Here is a 19667-nt window from a genome sequence, read left to right as displayed (position 1 = left end):
TTGTCAAATTTCAGTGTCAAATTTCAGTGTCAAATTTCAGTCAGTTGGGTGACAACCGCATCTTTTTGCCTGTTGTCGCTTGAATGATTGAGATTCCCAGCAAATTTGCTACAGCGCTGCCAAAATGTCCTGCTCGATTTGCCGAATAGCCGTCATGACGCCGGAATCGGGATGGTTGAGCAGCACTTGTTTCACATCCTGGAGATAGGTCGCTAGATTGTCCCGCAGGACAGGCCGATCGACCTCCACGGTGTGGCGATAGTCCCAGACATCCCAGGCGAGGATCCCAAGACCCACGATCGGATCAAGGGCGGCGGCTCCCAATTCTGCGGCGACGGCTCCTCCGGTTTTGGCGGCCACCTTGGAGGCAGCAGCTCCGGCAAACTTGGCGCTGGCTTTACTCCCAAGTTTGCCGAGGGACGCCATGACGATCGGTTTGGCGGCGAGGTAAGTTCCACCACCTGCCAGAGTCTTGAGGGAGAGGCTCGATACGGTGCCTTCGCTGCCCAGGGTGAGGGAAATATCGCTGAGGTAGCGATCCCATTGGCCTTGGGGGATATGGTATTTGGTTTGCACAGCTCCGATCGACTCACGAAGGGCCGCTAAATACTGATCAACGGTTTGATTGGTGATGACTTCTAAGCGCAGTTGAGCGTTCTTAGGCACTAATACCCGTTTGGAGAACTCTTTTTCAAAGGATTCTGACAAATGGGTAATCACGGCCTCTTTGCCGCTGGGTTGGTTAGGATCCATACGATGGATGGCCCAGCCATAGCCCCAGACGAAGGGCGTGCTGAATTCCATCCGCTTCTGGTTAAAAAAGTCGAAGTACCAGTCGAGGAAATTTTCAATGCGTGGCTCTAGTTCCGCTTCCCATTGGGTGAGTGCTTGGGAGGCATAGGTTTCAGCAACCCCATGGGCGGTTTGCAAACTATCGGCGATCGCCCGATCTACTTCACTCCAGTCCGGGGCCGTGACAGCGACTTCCTGCACCACTTCGGGAATGTCCGGTGCTCGGTGAACTAGGGACTGATCAATAATGTATTTTCCGGCTAGGGGAATTAAGACGATCGCCAAGACGATCGCCCAGATGAAGGGTTGAAGGGTCTTGATCAGTTGAGTAATTGCTTGAATACGCTCGGTTCGATCTGCATAGGAGTTGGGGTTAGCTCCTGGATCGACGGTCGCATCCACAGTGGAATTCACAGTGGAATTCACAGTGGAATTCACAGTGGAATTCACAGTTGTATCAACAGTCGCATCCACAGGCTGAGCCACCGGGGGGGGTGCCAATGGGGACGCTAAGTCTTTCTTCGGATCGGGGGCTTTTGAAGCGGTGACTTTTGAAGCCGCGATCGCAGACGCTTTGACCTTTTTCGACTGACCCATGGGCGGAACTCAAGATGGTGCAGAGGCAATATCAACCAATGCCTTTAACCTTATCAGAGGGGGGCGATCGGGTTCAAACAACTCAGCTGGATTTGGGCGACTGAGGGATTGGCTCCGTGACTGAATATCTTGATTGACGCCGTGACTGGCTATCCGGTAACTGGCCTCTCCTCCCTGCACAAGATGGATAACGCCAGAACGGACTATCGGGTTTTGCTCAGGGTTGCTTTGCACATTTCAAGGATTCGGTGATCGTTATCACTGACTTTTTCTAGGCGCTGGAATCCTTCTAGGCCAATTTCTGTCTGGACGTCATTGGACGCGACAATCCCTGAGCGATCGAGGGCAATTTCAAAAGGGATCGGAGTGGGATCGTAGGCTCCACGCACGGTTAATGCCAGTTGATTAGCTTGGAACTGTCCAGCGGCACAATCAAAGGAGGAATTGGGCATGTACAATGCGCCGAGAACTTGACCCTGCTTCACCTCAAACACAAAATATGCTCTACCCAGCACGTCCGGTTGAGCCTCTTCCCCGTATAGATAAACGCCATCTGCTAAGGGACTAGAAACAGCAGCGGGAATAAGGGCAGATGTTTTTGCGGATGTTAAGATAGTTGGAGAATTGCTCGGCACCGCATTGGCCGGCTGATATGCCATTACAGATAATGTTAAGCCTACTGCTAGAGAAGCAGCGGTGAATAAACGTGAAAACAACCCATCTTTCACGCCCGACTGATGATCACACCACGTAGAAAACACATCCATAAGAGCATCTCTCACAATATAAATTTTATTAGCAAGGCCGGGAGCGATCGACTGAGCGTAGAGTCGTCCCCCTAAGGTGTGAGGGTATTGCAATGACTAGATTCAGTGCTGAGATGACCGATTCCAGAAATGTGCGAACCGAAGCTGTGAAAGGTTTTATATCCTCAGAGAGTCCAGTTATGCAAATGCCGTTTCTGCTAAAACTGAGTCAGTCTACAGAACTCCGGTGGCTAAAATAGCGCTTGAAGATAACTGAAAACTGGATTAAGCGGGACTCTCTCCTAAGAAATTCTGAAGAAATTCTGAGATAGTCTGAACAGTCAAACTTTTTAGGAACAAGGGATCTATCAGTCAGAAGCCTGTTACCCAGAAGCTTTTCATATAGTTATGAAATCATCTTTCCAAAGGAATCGCAATGTGTAAAAGTGCCACTCTGCAATCCGGCCACTTGGGTGATTGAGGGAGGTTAACTCATTGTAGAGCGGTTCCTTCCAATCAATGCCCATGGGACTTTAAGCTTTATAACGATAGGATGGTTTGAACTGACTCAACCCCTCGGTCATGGCTCAATAACCACCTCTAAAACTGGCCTAAGAAGACCGATCGCAAAGACTTGTGACTCAGATCACGTAAGCCGGTGATTTAATCATTTGCAACGGTAACGAAGTTGTTAAGTTGAATGTAATATTTAGTTGAAAAATTAACAAACAATTGTGTTTTGAGCAATTCTAGAGACAATCTGAAGACGACCTGAATAACGACGGCTAGAAGCCCCATTTCATGGCTGGAAGCTCACTGCTAGCGCCTGCTAGAGATCTCTCTGGTTCATGGGAGTCAGGCAAGATCGAAAAAGGAGCGCGATCGCGCTCCTCGTTAGGTGTGGTTGTAATGGATGGTCAGCTGAGTGCTGGCCCTTTCGCGTAACTTCGTGCGTAACTTCGTGCGTAACGTTGGTCGAACTAGCGGGTTTAACTAGCCAGATATTCCCGCACCATGGCTTTGCGGCGACGGAGGTGATCCAATGCCTGCCGCTCCAGTTGCCGCACCCGCTCCCGGCTGAGGTTCAACTGTTCGCCCACTTTGGCCAGCGATCGCTCAATGCCATCCTCTAAGCCGTAGCGCAGCATCAGAACCTCCCGCTGTTGAGGGGTTAGATCTGCCAGCAAGTTATGCAGGTCTTGGCGCAGTAGCTCTTGAGTGGTGTAAATCTCCGGCGATGCGCCATCATCCTCTAGCAACTCTTGCAACTCGGTGTCTTGGTTGTCGCCCACCCGTAAATCAAGCGAGACAGGCTGACGGGCCATGATCAGATAATCCCGAATTTCCTCCGGAGCCAAGTCTAACTCAGCGGAGATCTCTGCCACACTGGGGCTGCGGCCTAGCGTTTGTGCCAGTTCTCGCTGAACCCGTTTAATTTTGTTCAGCTTTTCGGTGATGTGGATAGGCAGACGAATGGTGCGGCTCTGTTGGGCGATCGCGCGGGTGATGGCTTGACGAATCCACCAGTAGGCGTAAGTCGAGAACTTGTAACCTCGGGTGGGATCATATTTCTCCACCCCCCGTTCCAAGCCCAGGGAGCCTTCTTGAATCAAATCCAGGAACTCTAAGTTGCGCTTTTGGTACTTCTTCGCGATCGACACCACGAGGCGCAGGTTGGCTTCAATCATCTTCTGCTTGGCTCGCCGACCCCGCTGGAAGATGTTCTTGATTTCCGTCTCATTAATCTGAGCGTGATCGGCTAATTCGCGATCGCTCGGTTCATGATCCAACGTCTTAGCAAGGTTGGCCTTTTGGTCTTGTAAGGCCATCATTTGCTGCACCTGCTTACCATAAACAATTTCTTGCTCGTGGGTCAGCATGGGTACACGACCAATCTCATGCAGATACGTCCGCACCATATCTGCCGTGTAAGTTGGGCTGGGATGGGTTGTTTTGGAAGTGGCAGTGGTCATGGTGGCAAAACTCCGTAACAGGAAATAGAGGACGACTCCAGAGGGATCAAAGACCTCACTAACGCATTCAGAGGGTGGACATATTCAAAAAAGCATTGAGTTCTACAGAGCACTTTCAGCGAAAACGATTCAGTAATCTGCGACTAACTCTAACCAGTGAGGAGACAATTTGCGACAGTCAAAAGTGTGACTCAAGTATGTGACTCAAGTATGGAACTCAAGTGCGTGACTCAAGCATGGGACTCAATGAAGATTTCATGCCTGCACCCCCAAATCGGAGGGTGCGAGATTCAGACTTCTGTTTCATATTGGGCAACCTCTAGGCAAATAATGATAAACGAAGTCGAAATGAGTATGAGTTAATCATATTACAAAACTTGAAGCCAGTAAAGAGAGTAAATGTGCCTATTCTGAAGGATCCTAGAGATAACGAAGCGAAAGCGGAGGTGCTAGTTAGGTTGGCTAAGCGATGAATGGGCATGGGTAGATTGCCTTGTGTTGCCCGATCTCAATGCCCAGTCAGACAAAACATTTCTTGAATAGAAATATTCGATTGCAACCTATTAAATATCTCTAGCATTCCGTTTTAGGTCACTTCATCATCGCAATTTAATGCTCTGGACGCTATGGGACAACCGAACCCTATCAGGGGCAATTCAGTAGGGATTCCTCTACCTGAACTTGGAAATCGCCCATGGCTGGAAAGTCTCTTCTATCAAGGTTTTGACCTCCTTAGTACACCCTGCAATAACGGGGTAATAATCGGTAGCTTTAGCATAGATGACCTACGTGGTTTCCATGTAGCAAGAATGTGACTGGAGTGTGACACACCAGAATACGCACTTGAGATGGAGACAGATTTCTATCTACAAAAAGTTCCTAAAGTGATCCTCTGAAAACTGAGTGGAGCAAGTATGAAGATGCTTCAATGGTGCTAAAAAAATGGCACTCAAAAATGGCACTAAATCTCACACACAATTAACCTGGAATTAACCTAACAAAACAAAAGTGACTGGTGGGAAAGGATGATTCCTGGGTTGGTTTTCGATCGGGATTCGGTGGAAAACGGCTTGAAACTACTATGGTCTAATTGTATTACAGGGTACTACAAGAGTCAATCCCTAGGCTGGATTTGACGCGGTTGGATTCGACACGGTTTGATTTCTGGCAAAGTTTGATTTCTGGCAAAGTTTGATTTGACAGCGTAGTTTGCGATTGAGGGGCTATGCTGCGATCGAGGTTGGCGGGAGATTGCGGCTGACTAAAACCCCAAATCAGCTTTGGCTGCCAGGGCTGCTTTGAGCACCGCTTCATCTTCAAGGCTAGCCCAGTCGGTATCGCCGATCGCGGCATAGAAGGCTTCGTCGTAGGGGCGGGTGCGGATGACCACGGGCATGGGAACCGCGTGACCCAGGATGAGGGCCTGTTGTTTGGAGTCTAGTTTGGCCAGCACCGATCGCAGGGCTTGGCCGCCGGAAACCCCGGTGAAAATGGCATCGATATCCTTTTCGTCGTTGAGCAGTGCGGTAATCCGAGTTCCAATTTGCGACATGACTTCGTTGTCAATGCCGGAAGGCCGCTGATCGACCACCAGCAGCGTGACAAAGTATTTGCGCATTTCCCGCGCGATCGTGCCGAAAATCGTTTGCCCAACGGTGGCTGGATCGAGAAAACGGTGGGCTTCTTCGATCGTAATCATTAATTGACGGGGGCGATCGTCAATGTTTTTGGTTTGCAAAAAATGTTCAGCTTTCCGCACATAGGCGGCATGGATACGGCGGGCAATGATATTGGTCGCCAACATATAGGAGAGCAGGTTGGATTGGGAACCGAACTCAATGACAACGTGCTTCCCTGCTTCAATGCATTCCAACACCTGGGCGACATAGTTATGGGGACAGGAATTGCGAATGTATTTCAACGACTCCAGCCGAATTAGTTTGCGTTGCAGGGCCATGATGGAAGATTTGTTCCCCATCTTGACTTCGCAGAATTCCTGGATTTCTTCATTGCTCATCGTCAGGAGGCGATTGATCCAACCTTTGCCAAATTCGTTGCGCAGGATCACCGCATTTTCCAAGCTGGTTTCCGAGAGATTCAATTCTCCCCGCACCAACGCCAAATCTTCCACTTCGATTTGGTCGTAGCCGATGTAGAGTTCCTGGGCATTGCGCACCCCGCGCCGTTTAGTGGAATCGGGGTCGAGGGTAAAAATTTCGACTTTGCCAGGAAACAATTGGCATAATCCCTTCACGGTACTAAAGGCTTTACCTTCGCGGGTCGCTTCCCAGCCATACTCCGAGTGCATGTCGAAAATTAGATTCACGGCGGCCTGTTTGCGCACCACGCCCGCCAGAAGCAAGCGAGTTAGGAAGGATTTCCCCGTGCCCGATTTGCCAAAGACCCCATTACTCCGTTCCACAAAGCGATCGAGATCCAGGCAGATGGGCACAGCCATGTCGATCGGTTCCCCAATGGCAAAGTTGCGGCGGTGGGGGTCGTCTTCCCAACCAAAGACGGCGCGGAAGTCCCGATCGCTGGCGTCATACACTTGGCTGAAGTGGCTGGGAATGGTTTTAACGGGCAGGAGTTCAATATCGGCGTTGGTGTTGGGCTGGTAGGATGCGGCGGCAACGGTAGATCGGGTGTTGGGAATTTTGGCCTTAGCTTTGGCGGATTTTTTAGCAGAGGTTGTTTCAGCGGTATTCTCCGCGATCGCGGGACTGTCCCTACGCTTCTCGTCGTTAATCATGAGCATCGGAGCGAGTTCGATCGTGCCGTAGGTGCCGCTGCCTGCCAGCACTTCCTGCAAAAAGGTATTTGCCGGATCGGGGGGATTAGCGAGGATCCGTTGGCTGGCGGTGCCCAAGGTTACATCGGTCAACATGCAGAAAAAGCGCGATCGGCTACCCTGGACAACCAAAAACTTGCCCACCCGCATTTCTTCCACCGACACATCGGCATGGAGGCGAACTTCTAACCCTTTGCTGAGGGAGCCTTGAATAACAGAACCGAGGGGTTTTTCGGGATGCATGGCAGAGCAGATGTACCATCAGGCTTTAGGGTAGCATGGTCTGGGACTTTGGAGAAAGGTATGGGTGTTATTATTGCGGGCGATCGCAGTGGCAGTGGCAAGACAACGGTGACGCTGGCGATGCTGGCGGCGTTGCGGCAGAAGCAATTGGCGGTGCAGTCGTTTAAAGTGGGGCCGGACTATATTGATCCGATGTTTCACCGGGCTGTGACTGGGCGCGCTTGCTATAACTTGGATCCGGTACTGACTTCTGAAACCTACGTGCGGCAATCCTATGGGCGACGATCGCAGGCCATCCCCCACAGCATCGTAGAAGGGGTGATGGGGCTGTTTGATGGGGCGGCGGCTCCGCAGGGCTATGGCAGTACGGCCCATGTGGCGAAGGTGTTGGGGTTGCCCGTGGTGCTGGTGGTGAATTGCCGCAGTGTGTCCCAATCGATCGCGGCGCTGGTACAGGGGTATCGGACGTTTGACCCGGCGGTGAATGTGGCGGGTCTGGTGCTGAATCAGGTGGGCAGCGATCGCCATTTGGAATTACTGATGGCGGCGCTGGAACCGTTAAACCTGCCGATTGTGGGGGTGTTGCGACGGGAGGATCAGATCCATCTGCCCGATCGGCATTTAGGGTTGGTGCCAACGGCGGAATTGCCGCAGTTGACGGAGATTCTCGATCGTTTGGCGGTCTTGGGTTTGCGTTGTTTTGATTGGGAAAAACTATTGCCATTGGTCGAGAATTCGCCGTTGGCCTCGTCGATCGAACCGTCTGATCTGCCTGAAGTGGAGCCCCTCCCCCAACCCGTGCGATTAGCGATCGCCCAGGATCCGGCCTTCAGTTTTTACTATGCCGATAATTTAGAGTTGCTGACGGCCTTGGGTGCGGAACTGGTGCCTTGGAGTCCGCTGCGGGATGGGCCACGACCGGATTGCCAGGGGCTGTATTTTGGCGGGGGCTTTCCGGAAATGTTTGCGGCAGAACTGGCGGACAATGCCGCAGCACGGCAGGCCGTGGGACAGGCGATCGCCCAGGGACTGCCGACCTATGGGGAATGTGGTGGCTTGATGTATCTCTGTCAGGCGATCGTCGATTTTGAGGGGCAGCGCCATGCCATGGTGGGGACGTTGCCGACGGATGCAGTGATGGGCAAACGGCTAACGTTGGGCTACCGGGAGGCCACGGTACAAGCGACGAGTGCTCTGGTGCAAGCGGGGCAACGGCTGCGAGGTCATGAGTTCCATCGATCGCAGGTGACGGGGCGATCGGCGCAACCGTTGTTTCATTTGCGATCGCTCCAGGTAACCCCGGCTCGATCGGGAGGGTCGCAATTTCCGTTTGCGCGATCGGCCCAGCAGAATTCAGAACAGCAACATTCAGAGACTCCCGCGACGAATCCACTGGAAGGGCAAGCGGAGGGCTGGGCAATGGCCAATTTACATGCGTCGTATTTACATTTGCACTGGGGCACCACGCCGGATTTACCTCGACGGTTTCTTCAGCGCTGTTTGGGCCATTCGCCTAGTTGAGAGTGAGAGATTTTGAGGATGAGAGATTGTGATCGTGGGCGCTTGGTTTCTGTGAGGGAAAATAACGTGCCCTCAAACCTGGAGAAAAACGCTGAAGGGCTGCTTGTCTCGATCGACTACCGTTATCCTAGAAAAGATTGTTCATTCAGAGTCCAGAACCGTCCATGGCAGCATCCATTGAGCAACTGAATCAAAGCCTTGCGGAATTAGATAAGCAGGTTGCAGAGCTGGGTGAAACCCTCCGTCAGACCTATGCTAGTTATTTGGATGCATTGCAGAAAAATGCACGCCAGCAGTTGATTTTGGCGGCCTACCATGTGTGCACAGAAGGGTTCCCGGAAGAATTTTTGCGGCTATCGGTGAGTCAGCGGGAAATGTTGCAAAGTGATGTGCGATCGATCGCCCGTCAGGCCGCTACGCAATTAACCCAACTACCCACCCTCGGCGAAGTCGCTGCGTTACCGTCATTCCGTATTCAATCCCTAGAGGAAGATTCGGACTTGCTTGAAGAATCGTTCATGGTGGAAGACCGTCAGTCTAGAGCGGAAAAATTCCATGACGATGATGATAATGATGATGATGCGGACGACGACGAAAGTGAAGTAGAAAATGAAGCAGAAACAAAGGAAGATCCAGCTCAAGAATTGGCGGCGTTGCTGGCGGAGGTAGCTTCGGCAGTGGCCTCCCAACGTCCTCCCAGCCCGATCGATCAATGGCTCAATTGGCAAGACTATGTGGAGCGATCGACCCGACAAACGTTACGGCAACTGTCTCACCAAGTTAATCAGGTTTTGCAACGGGCCAGTTTAATTTCTCCCAACTTGCCGGATGCAGTCTTAGAAGCCGCATCCCGCGCCGAAGGTGCAGAAACGATGGGTAAACTGCCCCATGTTGTGCAAATGTTGGTGGAAGGGCCAGGAAGTTCACCGGAAAAACGGGAAAAGAGTAGCAAGCGTCCCGCTAATCTGATGCATGTTGTTGCGGTTCAGTTACGGTTGGCAGAACTGGAATTCAACGATGCGGAAACCATGGTTTGGCGACGTAAGCTTCGCGAAGTAACCCAGCGAATGAAGGCATTGGGCCGAGACTATCGTAAACGGCAACGGCAGCGATCGATTGCAGAAGCCCAGGTCGCTTGGCGATCGACTTGGATTAATGATTAATCAGTGCGCGATGGGGAACAAGATAGGTCCAAAAAACAGATCTAAAAAATATGACGGAAAGATTGCTGGAACAATTGTTTAGAGAAACACTATGACCATCGGGAATTGCATTAAAATTGCGGTTGTTGGGGATGTCCATGATCAGTGGGAAGAAGCGGATCACACGGCACTCAAAGGCTTGGGCGTAGATTTAGTTTTATTTGTTGGTGACTTTGGCAACGAAGCGATCGAAGTTGTGCAAAAGGTGGCCTCGCTGGACTTACCGAAGGCCGTGAATTTAGGCAATCATGATGCTTGGTATTCAGCGAGTTCCTGGGGCCGATCGCGCTGTCCCTACGATCGTCATGCAGAAGATCGGGTGCAGATGCAGATTGATTTACTGGGTGAAGCGTTCGTGGGCTATGGCAAGTTGGATTTTCCTGCTTGGGGCATTAGCGTCGTGGGCGTGCGGCCTTTCAGTTGGGGGGGCGTGAAGTGGAAACACCGCAAATTTTATCGCAAGCGCTTTGATGTCCGGAGTTTTGAGGAGTCGATCGATCGAATGGTGGCCGTGGTGGAGCAGACAACCTGCGATCATTTAATTTTTGTGGGTCACAACGGGCCTGCGGGAATGGGTGATCAACCGGAGGATCCCTGCGGAAAGGATTGGTATCCAGCGGGGGGAGACTATGGGGATAGGGATTTTGAAGTGATGTTGTCGAAGGTTCCTGCCCTAGGGAAACAGGTGTCGCTGGTTACGTTTGGCCATATGCACCACAGTTTGCGGATTGCGCCCGATCGCACCCGGCGGGTGATTCATACCCAGGAGCAGTCGGTGTACCTCAATGCAGCCTGTGCACCACGTTGGCGGCAGACAGCTCAGGGAATACTACGGAATTTCTCTCTAGTGACGATCGCATCGGGAGTTGTCCAGCAATGCCAATTGGTTTGGGTGACGGCAGAGGGGACGATCGTAGAATCCAAGGAACTCTATCGAATTCCCCATGAATAAATACGAATTCCCCATTAGTAAATACCCAATAAATCAATACAAAACCCATGCATTATCGAATGCATGGGTGATGAGAACGTAATTCTTATAATTGTAAAATCAACGATCTAAAAACTAATGGCAAGCTGGAGTCCTTGAAGCCGCTCACAGGGTGGCACAGGATTGGGAGAACAGGTCACCGCCGCGCAGTATCCAGCATAGGCACAACGGGCACATTGGGAACCGGGTTGGGGTTGCCAAGTCCGATCGTGGCGCAGTTCCATGGCAAGGTCGGAAATAATTTTCTTGACTTTGCGTTTATGGCGTTGGGTTGCTTTATATTGCACCTTTTCCCCCGTTCGCAGGAACAGCAGGCTGAGGTACTTTAAGCTTTGCTGATAGGTTTGCTCCAGAGCCAAGTAATATAGTCCAATTTGCAGATCGACTTCTTCGGCATCGGGTAACTTAACATCGCGGGCGGATTTGTAGTCAATTAACTCCAATCCATCGGCGAGATAATCAATGCGATCGTACCGTCCGGAAATCGTAAACTCTACATTTTCCACCTGAAGCTTGGCTTGGATTTTGCCTTCCACGGCTAGCGGTTGATTGAGGGACATTTGGTTGGCGATGAACGTTTGATAATAGCGTTCAAGAATCCCCCGACCCTCCAGAATCTGACCGTTGGTCAAGCCCATGGAAAATTGATCCCACGCTGCACTAAACCAGCCCCAATCAGGTATACGATCGCTAGAATGCCAATCGCGATAACACTGTGCTAAGGCTTGGTGCAACGCTGTACCCAACGCTGCCGATCCATAGCATTCATTGGAGCCAACACGCCGTTCGTAACGTAAGTAGTAGGCATAGGGACAACGTTTATATGCCTTCAACTTCGTAGCAGAGATGTGGTAGGTCATAACTGCTCAAAGTAATTAAAAAGGTGAACAAGACAAGGTTGAAACAAAGCAAGGTAGAGCAAGACTGACAGGGGAGAAAGAATGGACTTTTCAACGGTTCGATCGGTCTATTACTAAGCCTCAAAAGCTTATAAGCAGCTACTTTTACCCCGAAACTCTGTTGAAGATGAAATCCATTCTTTCTGCAATGATCCAGTCCAGTATTCAATTCAGACAGACAAGCTAGACAGATAAGCTAGATTGTAACGGAACCAACGGATGACAAAGGAACAAGGGAAGAACTCAAGACTGGAAATACTTGTTTTGGACGTTCAATTGGGACATTCAAGTTAGACGTTAAGTTAGGGAACTTAGGTTTGCGAATTTAGGTTTGCAAACTCAAGGCAAGGGAACAAAGGGTGGTAGGGAAGCGACTTGTTAGAAGACTTGATCGAAACATTCTGTCAATCAATCTGTAAATCAGCCCAGAATAATCCTGTTTCAGAAAGCAGGTGCCGGAAGCAGCCGCTCTCACGAAGCTGCATCGGCAGGACGACGAAAAATAGAATCTAGATAGATGCGAGCCGCTTGTCGATCGCTGCCCTGTTCAGGGGAACGATTTTGTAAGAGAAACAGGGAAATTGCAGCGGAGAATACGCGATCCTGATCCCAATCAGGACGATTGTCCAGAAAGTTGATCAAAGAACCGTGCAATGTTTCAGGAATTTCGACCAGAAGGCTGATGGGCGTATCCATGGGCAATTCTCTCTCTGAAAAAAATCAACACAAAAACATCACCCGTCCCACGAATAACCGAACACGTAACCAAGATTTGGATCCGTAGCGGAGTATAGGTTTGAGGGCTTTGCTTTGGTCGCTATATTCTGCGCGATCGCTTCTAGAAGATCAACATTGACGATCGTGAAATTTTGATCACTCAAGCGAACTTGTAAAACGAAGAAATGCGGGTTTCGGACGTTTTTCTGTTACACAACTTCACCTAACAACCACTTTTCCACAAACTGTTGAAGGAACTTGCTGCTTTTCCACAAAGCTACGGGGAGGGTCGATAAACCGTTCCTTTTCTGGGGAAAACCTGTGGAAAGTTGTGGATAACGTGTGGAGAATGTTGGGGAAACCTGTGGATTGACCTGGGAGAAAGGTCAGTTTTCCACAGGTTGTGTAAAGAATTGTAAATCTATTCCAAGGTGAGGATTTGTTGAAAAACGCCCGCGATCGCGGTATGATTCCGATCCCCAAAGTCCTTGCTACACAAGGGATCCAGCTTTCTATGCATGTTTTAGCATCCCGCGATCGGCGGATCTGTTTTTTAGGCGACTCTTTCATTAATGGCACCGGGGATCCAGATTGCCTAGGGTGGACAGGGCGGATCTGTGCGATGGCTCAGCAGAGAGGTCGTGCTGGGACTGCTGGTCATGCTGCGACTGCTAGCTCTGCGGTGACGAATGCCCCTGGGACTGATACCCCTGGGACGCATCCCCCCGTAACGAATGCCCCTGGGACTAATTACAACGCGACTAATTACAACGCGACTAATTACAACGTGACCTATTACAACCTGGGGATTCGGCGAGAAACTAGCGCGGAACTGAGGCAGCGTTGGCGATCGGAGGTTCAGTTGCGACTACCTGAAGATTGCGATGGCCGTTTGGTCTTTTCCTTTGGTACGAATGACACGACCTGGGAGAATGGCCAGCCCCGTGTTGCGTTGGCTGATTCGCTGATCCATGCACGATCGATTCTGACGGTAGCCCAACGGCAATACCCGGTGCTGCTGGTGAGTCCACCCCCGATCGCAGATGCAGGACAGAACGATCGCACTTGGGTTTTGATTGAGGCGCTGGAGTCCCTCTGCAAAAGTCTTGCGATTCCCTTCCTGGATGTCTTTACGCCGTTGCAATGCTATACCCCTTGGCTAGATGAGGTGAAGGCGTTTGACGGGGCTCATCCGGGGTCTCAGGGCTATGGGTATTTAGCGGAGTTGGTCGCAACGTGGTCAGCGTGGCAAGGGTGGTGGAGCGAATAAAAAAGCCGCTTTCCCGATCGGCTGCCTTGAGCATCTGCCTCCTGGAAAACGGCTAGTCTGAATTTTTACTTTTCAACTATTCAAGTTAGAGATTTGAAGTTAGAGATTAGGTCAAGTTAGAAATTAGGCAATTTCCCGAACGATCGGTTGATCGTTTTGAATTTCACCGACCAAGATGATGTCGGCAACGTTCACAAAAAGACCATTTTCGAGAACACCAGGAATGTTGTTGAGCGTTTGCTCAAGTTCACTGGGATTGTCAATGCGATCGAATTTCACATCAATCACTAAGTTGCCTTGGTCGGTAACGACGGGGCCAGCTTTTTTCACACCCATACGTAATTGCGGTTGCCCCCCCAGTTTTTCGATCGCGCGGGTGACGGGAGCCACGGCCATCGGTAAAACTTCCACGGGCAGCAGGAAGGTAGAACCGAGGTGATCGACTAGCTTGGTACTGTCTACCACCACAATGAATTGATTAGCGAGGGAATCGACAATTTTTTCCTGGGTATGGGCCGCGCCGCCCCCTTTAATCAGGTTTTTATTGGGATCCACTTCATCGGCTCCATCGATCGCAATATCAATATGATCGACTTCATCTAAGCCCACGAGGGGAATGCCAAATTTCCGGGCGAGCACGATCGCTTGGAAGGAGGTGGGAATGCCTTTGATATCCTTCAGGCTGCCGGATTGTAACCGCTCACCGATCGCTTGAATGGCAAAAGCAGTCGTAGAACCCGTGCCCAAGCCAACAATCATGCCGGATTGGACACGATCGGCGGCGGCATAACCCACCTGTTTTTTCATTAAATCCTGAGCGTTCATGGAGGACTCCCTTCTTTATTTTCTGCCTCCGTCAGTCTACTACGCAGCGATTCTGTCATGCGCCATAATTGGCGTTAAATCTCATAGTAAAGCGGAAACGATTTCGCATCCTTGGGTTTGACGTGAATGCGTTGGTTCTCCGTCAGATTGAGTTGGTCAAACCGTTCGCGGGTAAGGTGAGCTACCATTTCTTGGCCATCATCCAGTACCAATTCGGCCTGAATTTCCCAACCTAAATGAATCAAGCGTTGAACCCGTGCGGGAACCGTCGAAGCATTGGGCTGGAGTTCCACTTGGATGTCATGGGGCCGCAGGAACATCTCTGGGTTGGCGGAGTCGAATCCGCTCTCTTGGAAAATCCGCGAACTCGTAGGCAAGACATTCACTGGCCCAATGAAGCTCATGACAAAGGCGCTGGCTGGGTGGTCATAGACTTGGGCTGGAGTTCCCACTTGCTCAACTTTGCCTTTATTCATCACAACAATTTGATCCGAGACTTCCATGGCCTCTTCTTGATCGTGGGTGACAAAAACGGTTGTGACATGGACTTCATCATGGAGGCGACGCAACCAGGCTCGCAAATCCTTCCGCACCTTGGCATCTAAGGCTCCAAAGGGTTCATCCAGCAGTAAAACCTTGGGTTCTACCGCCAGCGCCCTCGCCAGCGCCACCCGTTGCCGTTGCCCACCGGATAGCTGAGACGGATAGCGATCGCCCAATCCAGAGAGCTGTACGAGATCGAGTAATTCTTCGACCCGCCGCTGAATTTTGGTCGCAGGCATTTTACGAATTTCCATGCCAAATGCAATATTGCGCCGCACAGTCATGTGCTTGAACAACGCATAATGCTGGAATACGAAGCCGATGTTGCGGGCTTGCACACTTTGGTAAGTCGCATCTTTCCCGGTTAAGAAAATCTTGCCACTGTCCGGCGTCTCTAGTCCGGCAATCAAGCGCAGCAAGGTTGATTTTCCGGATCCCGATGGGCCTAACAAGGCCACTAGTGAACCACTCTCAATATCAACATTGACTTGGTCGAGTGCCTGGAAGCTGCCAAATCGTTTCGAGACTTGTTGAACCGTGATACCCATAAATGCAAGGGAAAAGCAGAAGAACGAGGATAATGATGCAGAGGTTAAGATAAATCCCCGGTTTCTCGATGGACTTACTGTAGATTACAGTACCATATTCCCGGCGATCGCACATATTCCCGCGATTGACAGATTCCAACCGATGGATAAGCTTTGCTACCCCCACCTCCACGAATCTGTAAAACACCAAAAATCCGCAAAACAACGGAGACGGCGAGTCATTTCGGCGGGAACCCTAGCAGCATAGTGTCGCCTTTCAGAGTGCCTTGCATGGGAGATGTTTCCGCGATCGCGCGTCGGCTAGCCCAAGCGCCCCACGCAACTCGAATTCTTAAGCTGCTCGTTTACCTCTGTCGTAACGTGTGGCCCACTCAACCTGCCCAATTCCAGGGCTTAGATATGGCAGTGCTGGTGGAAGAACTTAGGCAGTGCTATCCTCGTCTTCCTTCACTCCAAAGTCGAGTCCATCAGGTTGTTAACACCCTCAGTAAACCGATCGAGTACTCTCAGGTCGCAGAGTTTTTTTTGGATTGTGTGCAAGATCTGTATGAATTGCAGGTCACGACCCTCGATGCTGAAGAAACTATCCTCGGGCTGCCAGGGCAAATGTCAGCCTCTTCCCAAAGCCCGATCGAGTTATTTCAAAAACAAGCCCAAATTGGACAACTGCTCGATCGTCATCCCCAGCAACTGCGCTTGAAGAAGCTCATGCTCTGCGTGATTCATCGCACCTGGGAAACCGATCCCGATAAATTAGCCGCCATCCAATTTACGCGCATCGTGGATGACCTGTGGCGGATCCATAACACCTTTCCCGAGCTACAAGCGGCGTTTAATCGCATCGTCCAGCACCTCAGTAAACCTATTGAGTATCAACCCATTGCGGATACCGCCCTACAACATCTCTCTGCACTCTATGGCGACATGCTAACTGTAGAGGCCCTCGGCCAAAGTAGTACGTCCGCTGCGTCCGCTGTTGTTAACCACACTCTCCCGACACCCCCCACCCACCTGCTGTTTTACGACTTCCGCCAGGAAATGATGAAGGTGGCCAACCCCCTCCGCACGAAAGTTTTGTTGGCTGCATTACTCCACCCCGATCGGCCAGAGTTGGTTGCACATTCCACCGTTGATTACGCCCAACTGCGTGCCCTCAGCCTAGGCCACCTCTTGGAACAACTGTTTAATACCTACAAAAATCGGGTCGATTTTTTGGTCATCAAGTTACGCAACGAAGCAGAAAAGTTACCGGATACCGCAGAATACGAAGCCATTATTGAGGCTCTAGTGAAGCAGTTCCAACGGGATCACTCCCAAGCCGATGGTCTTGCTGTCCCCATGGGCCAAACCATCCTCTCCACAGCGGGACTCATTCCTGAACTGCCACCGAGTGGTTCGCCGAGTGGTTCACTGAGTGGTTCTCTAAGCGGCCCACTGAGTGACTCTAGCCCACAGACGATCGTTGAAGCTCAAGCCTCAAGTTCACAAATCTCGAAGTCACAAACCTCAAGTTCACAAACCTCAAGTTCACAAACCTCAAGTTCACAAACCTCAAGTTCACAAATCTCAAGTTCACCCGCTTCCGACTTGCAAGGTTCCGAGGACGATCGTGAGTCAGAAAGCCACAGAACTGTGATGCTGGCTAGAGATTAGGGAGAAAGACACACCATGAACGCCCAGGAATTACTCGATCGCTACCAGGCTGGCGAAACCCGATTTGCAGGTTTGAATGGCAGCAATTGGAATCTGGCTGGCGCAGATTTGATCGGCGCGGATTTCAAAGGAGCCGACTTTCACCATGCGAACTTGACCTTTACTTATCTCAACCGGGCCGATCTGAGCCAAGCCAATCTCCGCCATACCAAACTGTGTGGAGCCAACCTGAGCCAAGCGGAACTCCTCAATGCCCACCTCCGAGATGGCGACTTACAGGGGGCAACCTTAGCGCGGGCCGATCTGCGCGGGGCGGATTTATCCCTGGCGGTGCTCGTGGATGCCAATCTCATGGGAGCTGATTTGCGGGGGGCGGATTTAAGTGGGGCTAACCTCCAGGGAGCCTGCCTCCGGGGAGCCAATTTACGGGAGGAAGGCCGCATCCAAGCGGGGGCCAATCTGCGGGGCGCGGATCTGCGGGAAGCCGATTTGCGCGGGGCTAACTTGACTGGTGTTGATCTCAGTCGAGCCAATCTGGCGGGGGCAATCTTGAGTGAAGCCAGCTTAAAGGGGGCCAATCTCAGCGAAGCGACCTTGACTGGTGCAATCCTCACCCATACCTTTCTCAGCGATGTGATTGCAACGCAGGCGGATTTTCAGGCGGCCTTTCTCCATGAGGCCAAAATGAATCGCATCGACCTCACGGGCAGCAACCTGAGCGGAGCCACGCTAATCGATGCGACCTTGAACGGCGCAAAACTAAGCAAAGCTAACTTGCAACAGGCCCGCATGGAGCGGGTGCGTCTGAGCAAGGCGGAACTCGGACGCGCCAATCTCCAGGGAGCCATCCTGGTGGAAGCCAATCTGATTGAAGCCTACCTGGGACGGGCTGACTTGCGCGGGGCCGATCTGCGCGGGGCGAATCTAATCCGGGCGGAGGTCAGCAGCACCATGTTGGCGGGAACCCAGCTCAAAGGGGCGACTCTGGCCGATGGCAGTGTGCATGATTAAGCTGGGTGAAACGAACCGTTTGAGGGGCCGGTGAGAGATCTCGGTGAGAGATTCAACGGTTAAACATTGAAGCGGAACAGCATGACATCGCCTTCTTGGACGACGTATTCTTTCCCTTCGCTGCGGACTAGGCCCTTTTCCTTCGCTGCATTCATCGCGCCGCAGTCCACCAAATCTTGGTAGGCGACGGTTTCTGCTCGGATGAAGCCGCGTTCAAAGTCGGTGTGGATGACGCCAGCAGCTTGGGGGGCAACCATGCCCTTGCGAATCGTCCAGGCGCGGGTTTCCTTGGGCCCAGTGGTGAAGTAGGTTTGCAGTCCCAGGAGATTGTAGGTGGCTCGGATGAGGGATTGCAGCCCACCTTCCGTCACGCCTAGGGACTCCAGAAATTCGGCCCGTTCCTCTTCCGGCAATTCGATCAGTTCTGATTCCACTTGAGCGGAAATCACGACCACCTGCGCGCCTTCGTCCGCCGCGATCGCCCGCACTTTATCCACAAAGGCGTTCCCCGTCGCCAAGTCATCTTCAGAAACGTTGGTGGCGTAGATGACGGGTTTGCGGGTCAGGAAGCCCATGGCCTTGATGGCGAGTTCTTCCTCTTCATTGAGTTCGACCGATCGGGCGGATTTCCCTGCGTTCAGTGCCGTAATAATTTTGTCTAAGGCATCGACTTCCACCTGGATTTCTTTTTTGGTGCGGGCGTCTTTGCGGGCCCGTTCAATCCGTTTTTCGGCCTGGGCTAAGTCCGCCAAACCCAGTTCTAGGTTAATCACATCCACATCACGCAGGGGATCCACAGAGCCGGAAACGTGGATGATGTCGTCGTTTTCAAAGCATCGCACCACATGGACGATCGCATCAACTTCACGAATGTTCGCGAGGAACTGGTTGCCCAAGCCTTCCCCTTGGCTTGCGCCTTTGACCAAGCCCGCAATGTCCACAAATTCCACCCGTGCGGGCACAATTTCTGACGAGCTGGAAATTTTGGCTAGGACGGTGAGACGGGGATCGGGAACGGCCACAATGCCGACGTTGGGTTCGATCGTACAAAAGGGAAAGTTTGCCGCTTGGGCTTTAGCATTTCCCACGATCGCGTTAAATAGGGTGGATTTTCCAACGTTGGGTAGTCCGACGATTCCGGCTCTCAGCATAGTGATTGATTGTGATTTGGGATGGATGGGTTTGGATGGACTGGCTTGGATGGACTGGCTTAGACAGCCGATTAATCATCCTATTACATTTCGTTTTACATTTTGTTGCAGGTTTGTTATGGGTTTCAAGCGCTTGCGAGTTTTGAGGGGGGGTGGTCTGGGGCGGTTGAAGGGTTGGCTGCACTGTCTGGGAT

At 51.5% G+C, this 19667-nt stretch carries 15 protein-coding genes; 6 read left to right on the top strand and 9 right to left on the bottom strand.

What is annotated here, in order from left to right; all coding sequences use genetic code 11:
- Positions 1–108: 108 nt before the first annotated feature.
- The 4 genes from H6G21_RS05980 to H6G21_RS05965 form a co-directional block, all read right to left on the bottom strand.
- A complete protein-coding gene (locus H6G21_RS05980) occupies positions 109–1389 on the bottom strand; it encodes a hypothetical protein (protein WP_199307050.1) in 1281 nt (426 codons plus the stop codon).
- A gap of 203 nt (positions 1390–1592) precedes the next feature.
- Positions 1593–2048 (bottom strand): hypothetical protein, encoded by a 456-nt coding sequence (locus H6G21_RS05975; RefSeq protein ID WP_190571551.1) that lies wholly within the window; start codon positions 2046–2048, stop codon positions 1593–1595.
- Positions 2049–3124: 1076 nt separating this feature from the next.
- Positions 3125–4108 (bottom strand): RNA polymerase sigma factor, RpoD/SigA family, encoded by a 984-nt coding sequence (locus H6G21_RS05970; RefSeq protein WP_190571549.1) that lies wholly within the window; start codon positions 4106–4108, stop codon positions 3125–3127.
- 1261 nt (positions 4109–5369) lie between these two features.
- On the bottom strand, positions 5370–7142 hold the full coding sequence (locus H6G21_RS05965; protein ID WP_190571547.1) for an ATP-binding protein: 1773 nt from the start codon (positions 7140–7142) through the stop codon (positions 5370–5372).
- 60 nt (positions 7143–7202) lie between these two features.
- Here H6G21_RS05965 and H6G21_RS05960 point away from each other — a divergent pair, with 60 nt between their 5' ends.
- From H6G21_RS05960 to H6G21_RS05950, 3 genes are all read left to right on the top strand, one after another.
- On the top strand, positions 7203–8663 hold the full coding sequence (locus H6G21_RS05960; protein ID WP_190571545.1) for a cobyrinate a,c-diamide synthase: 1461 nt from the start codon (positions 7203–7205) through the stop codon (positions 8661–8663).
- 164 nt (positions 8664–8827) lie between these two features.
- Positions 8828–9826 (top strand): hypothetical protein, encoded by a 999-nt coding sequence (locus H6G21_RS05955; protein ID WP_190571543.1) that lies wholly within the window; start codon positions 8828–8830, stop codon positions 9824–9826.
- Positions 9827–9917: 91 nt separating this feature from the next.
- The gene (locus H6G21_RS05950) at positions 9918–10817 is read left to right on the top strand and encodes a TIGR04168 family protein (protein ID WP_190571541.1); all 900 of its coding nucleotides are present in this window, start codon (positions 9918–9920) and stop codon (positions 10815–10817) included.
- A gap of 107 nt (positions 10818–10924) precedes the next feature.
- On the opposite strand, the gene H6G21_RS05945 is transcribed toward H6G21_RS05950, so the two are convergent.
- A complete protein-coding gene (locus H6G21_RS05945; RefSeq protein WP_190571539.1) occupies positions 10925–11716 on the bottom strand; it encodes a PD-(D/E)XK nuclease family protein in 792 nt (263 codons plus the stop codon).
- Positions 11717–12226: 510 nt separating this feature from the next.
- Positions 12227–12451 carry a DUF2811 domain-containing protein gene (locus tag H6G21_RS05940; RefSeq protein ID WP_190571537.1) on the bottom strand — a complete coding sequence of 75 codons (225 nt, stop codon included), beginning with the start codon at positions 12449–12451 and terminating at the stop codon, positions 12227–12229.
- Between the two features lie 535 nt (positions 12452–12986).
- Here H6G21_RS05940 and H6G21_RS05935 point away from each other — a divergent pair.
- A complete protein-coding gene (locus H6G21_RS05935) occupies positions 12987–13742 on the top strand; it encodes a GDSL-type esterase/lipase family protein (protein WP_190571535.1) in 756 nt (251 codons plus the stop codon).
- Between the two features lie 123 nt (positions 13743–13865).
- On the opposite strand, the gene rpiA is transcribed toward H6G21_RS05935, so the two are convergent.
- Together rpiA and H6G21_RS05925 are read right to left on the bottom strand one after the other, a co-directional pair.
- Entirely contained in the window at positions 13866–14567 is a 702-nt protein-coding gene (rpiA, locus tag H6G21_RS05930; protein WP_190571533.1) for a ribose-5-phosphate isomerase RpiA, read from the bottom strand.
- 74 nt (positions 14568–14641) lie between these two features.
- A complete protein-coding gene (locus tag H6G21_RS05925; RefSeq protein WP_190571530.1) occupies positions 14642–15658 on the bottom strand; it encodes a TOBE-like domain-containing protein in 1017 nt (338 codons plus the stop codon).
- A gap of 270 nt (positions 15659–15928) precedes the next feature.
- Between H6G21_RS05925 and H6G21_RS25620 the strand changes: the two genes are divergently transcribed.
- Together H6G21_RS25620 and H6G21_RS05915 are read left to right on the top strand one after the other, a co-directional pair.
- Positions 15929–17311, top strand: a complete 1383-nt coding sequence (locus H6G21_RS25620) for a hypothetical protein (RefSeq protein WP_242041676.1) — start codon at positions 15929–15931, stop codon at positions 17309–17311.
- Positions 17312–17326: 15 nt separating this feature from the next.
- Positions 17327–18322: a pentapeptide repeat-containing protein gene (locus tag H6G21_RS05915; protein ID WP_190571528.1), complete on the top strand. Its 996-nt coding sequence runs from the start codon at positions 17327–17329 to the stop codon at positions 18320–18322.
- A gap of 59 nt (positions 18323–18381) precedes the next feature.
- Here the strand turns inward: H6G21_RS05915 and ychF are convergent, their stop codons facing one another.
- Entirely contained in the window at positions 18382–19473 is a 1092-nt protein-coding gene (ychF, locus tag H6G21_RS05910; protein WP_190571526.1) for a redox-regulated ATPase YchF, read from the bottom strand.
- Between the last annotated feature and the right edge of the window lie 194 nt (positions 19474–19667).

The organism is Alkalinema sp. FACHB-956, from assembly GCF_014697025.1.
Classification (GTDB): Bacteria; Cyanobacteriota; Cyanobacteriia; order Leptolyngbyales; family Leptolyngbyaceae; genus Alkalinema.
This window is presented reverse-complemented; position numbering and strand designations above follow the sequence as displayed.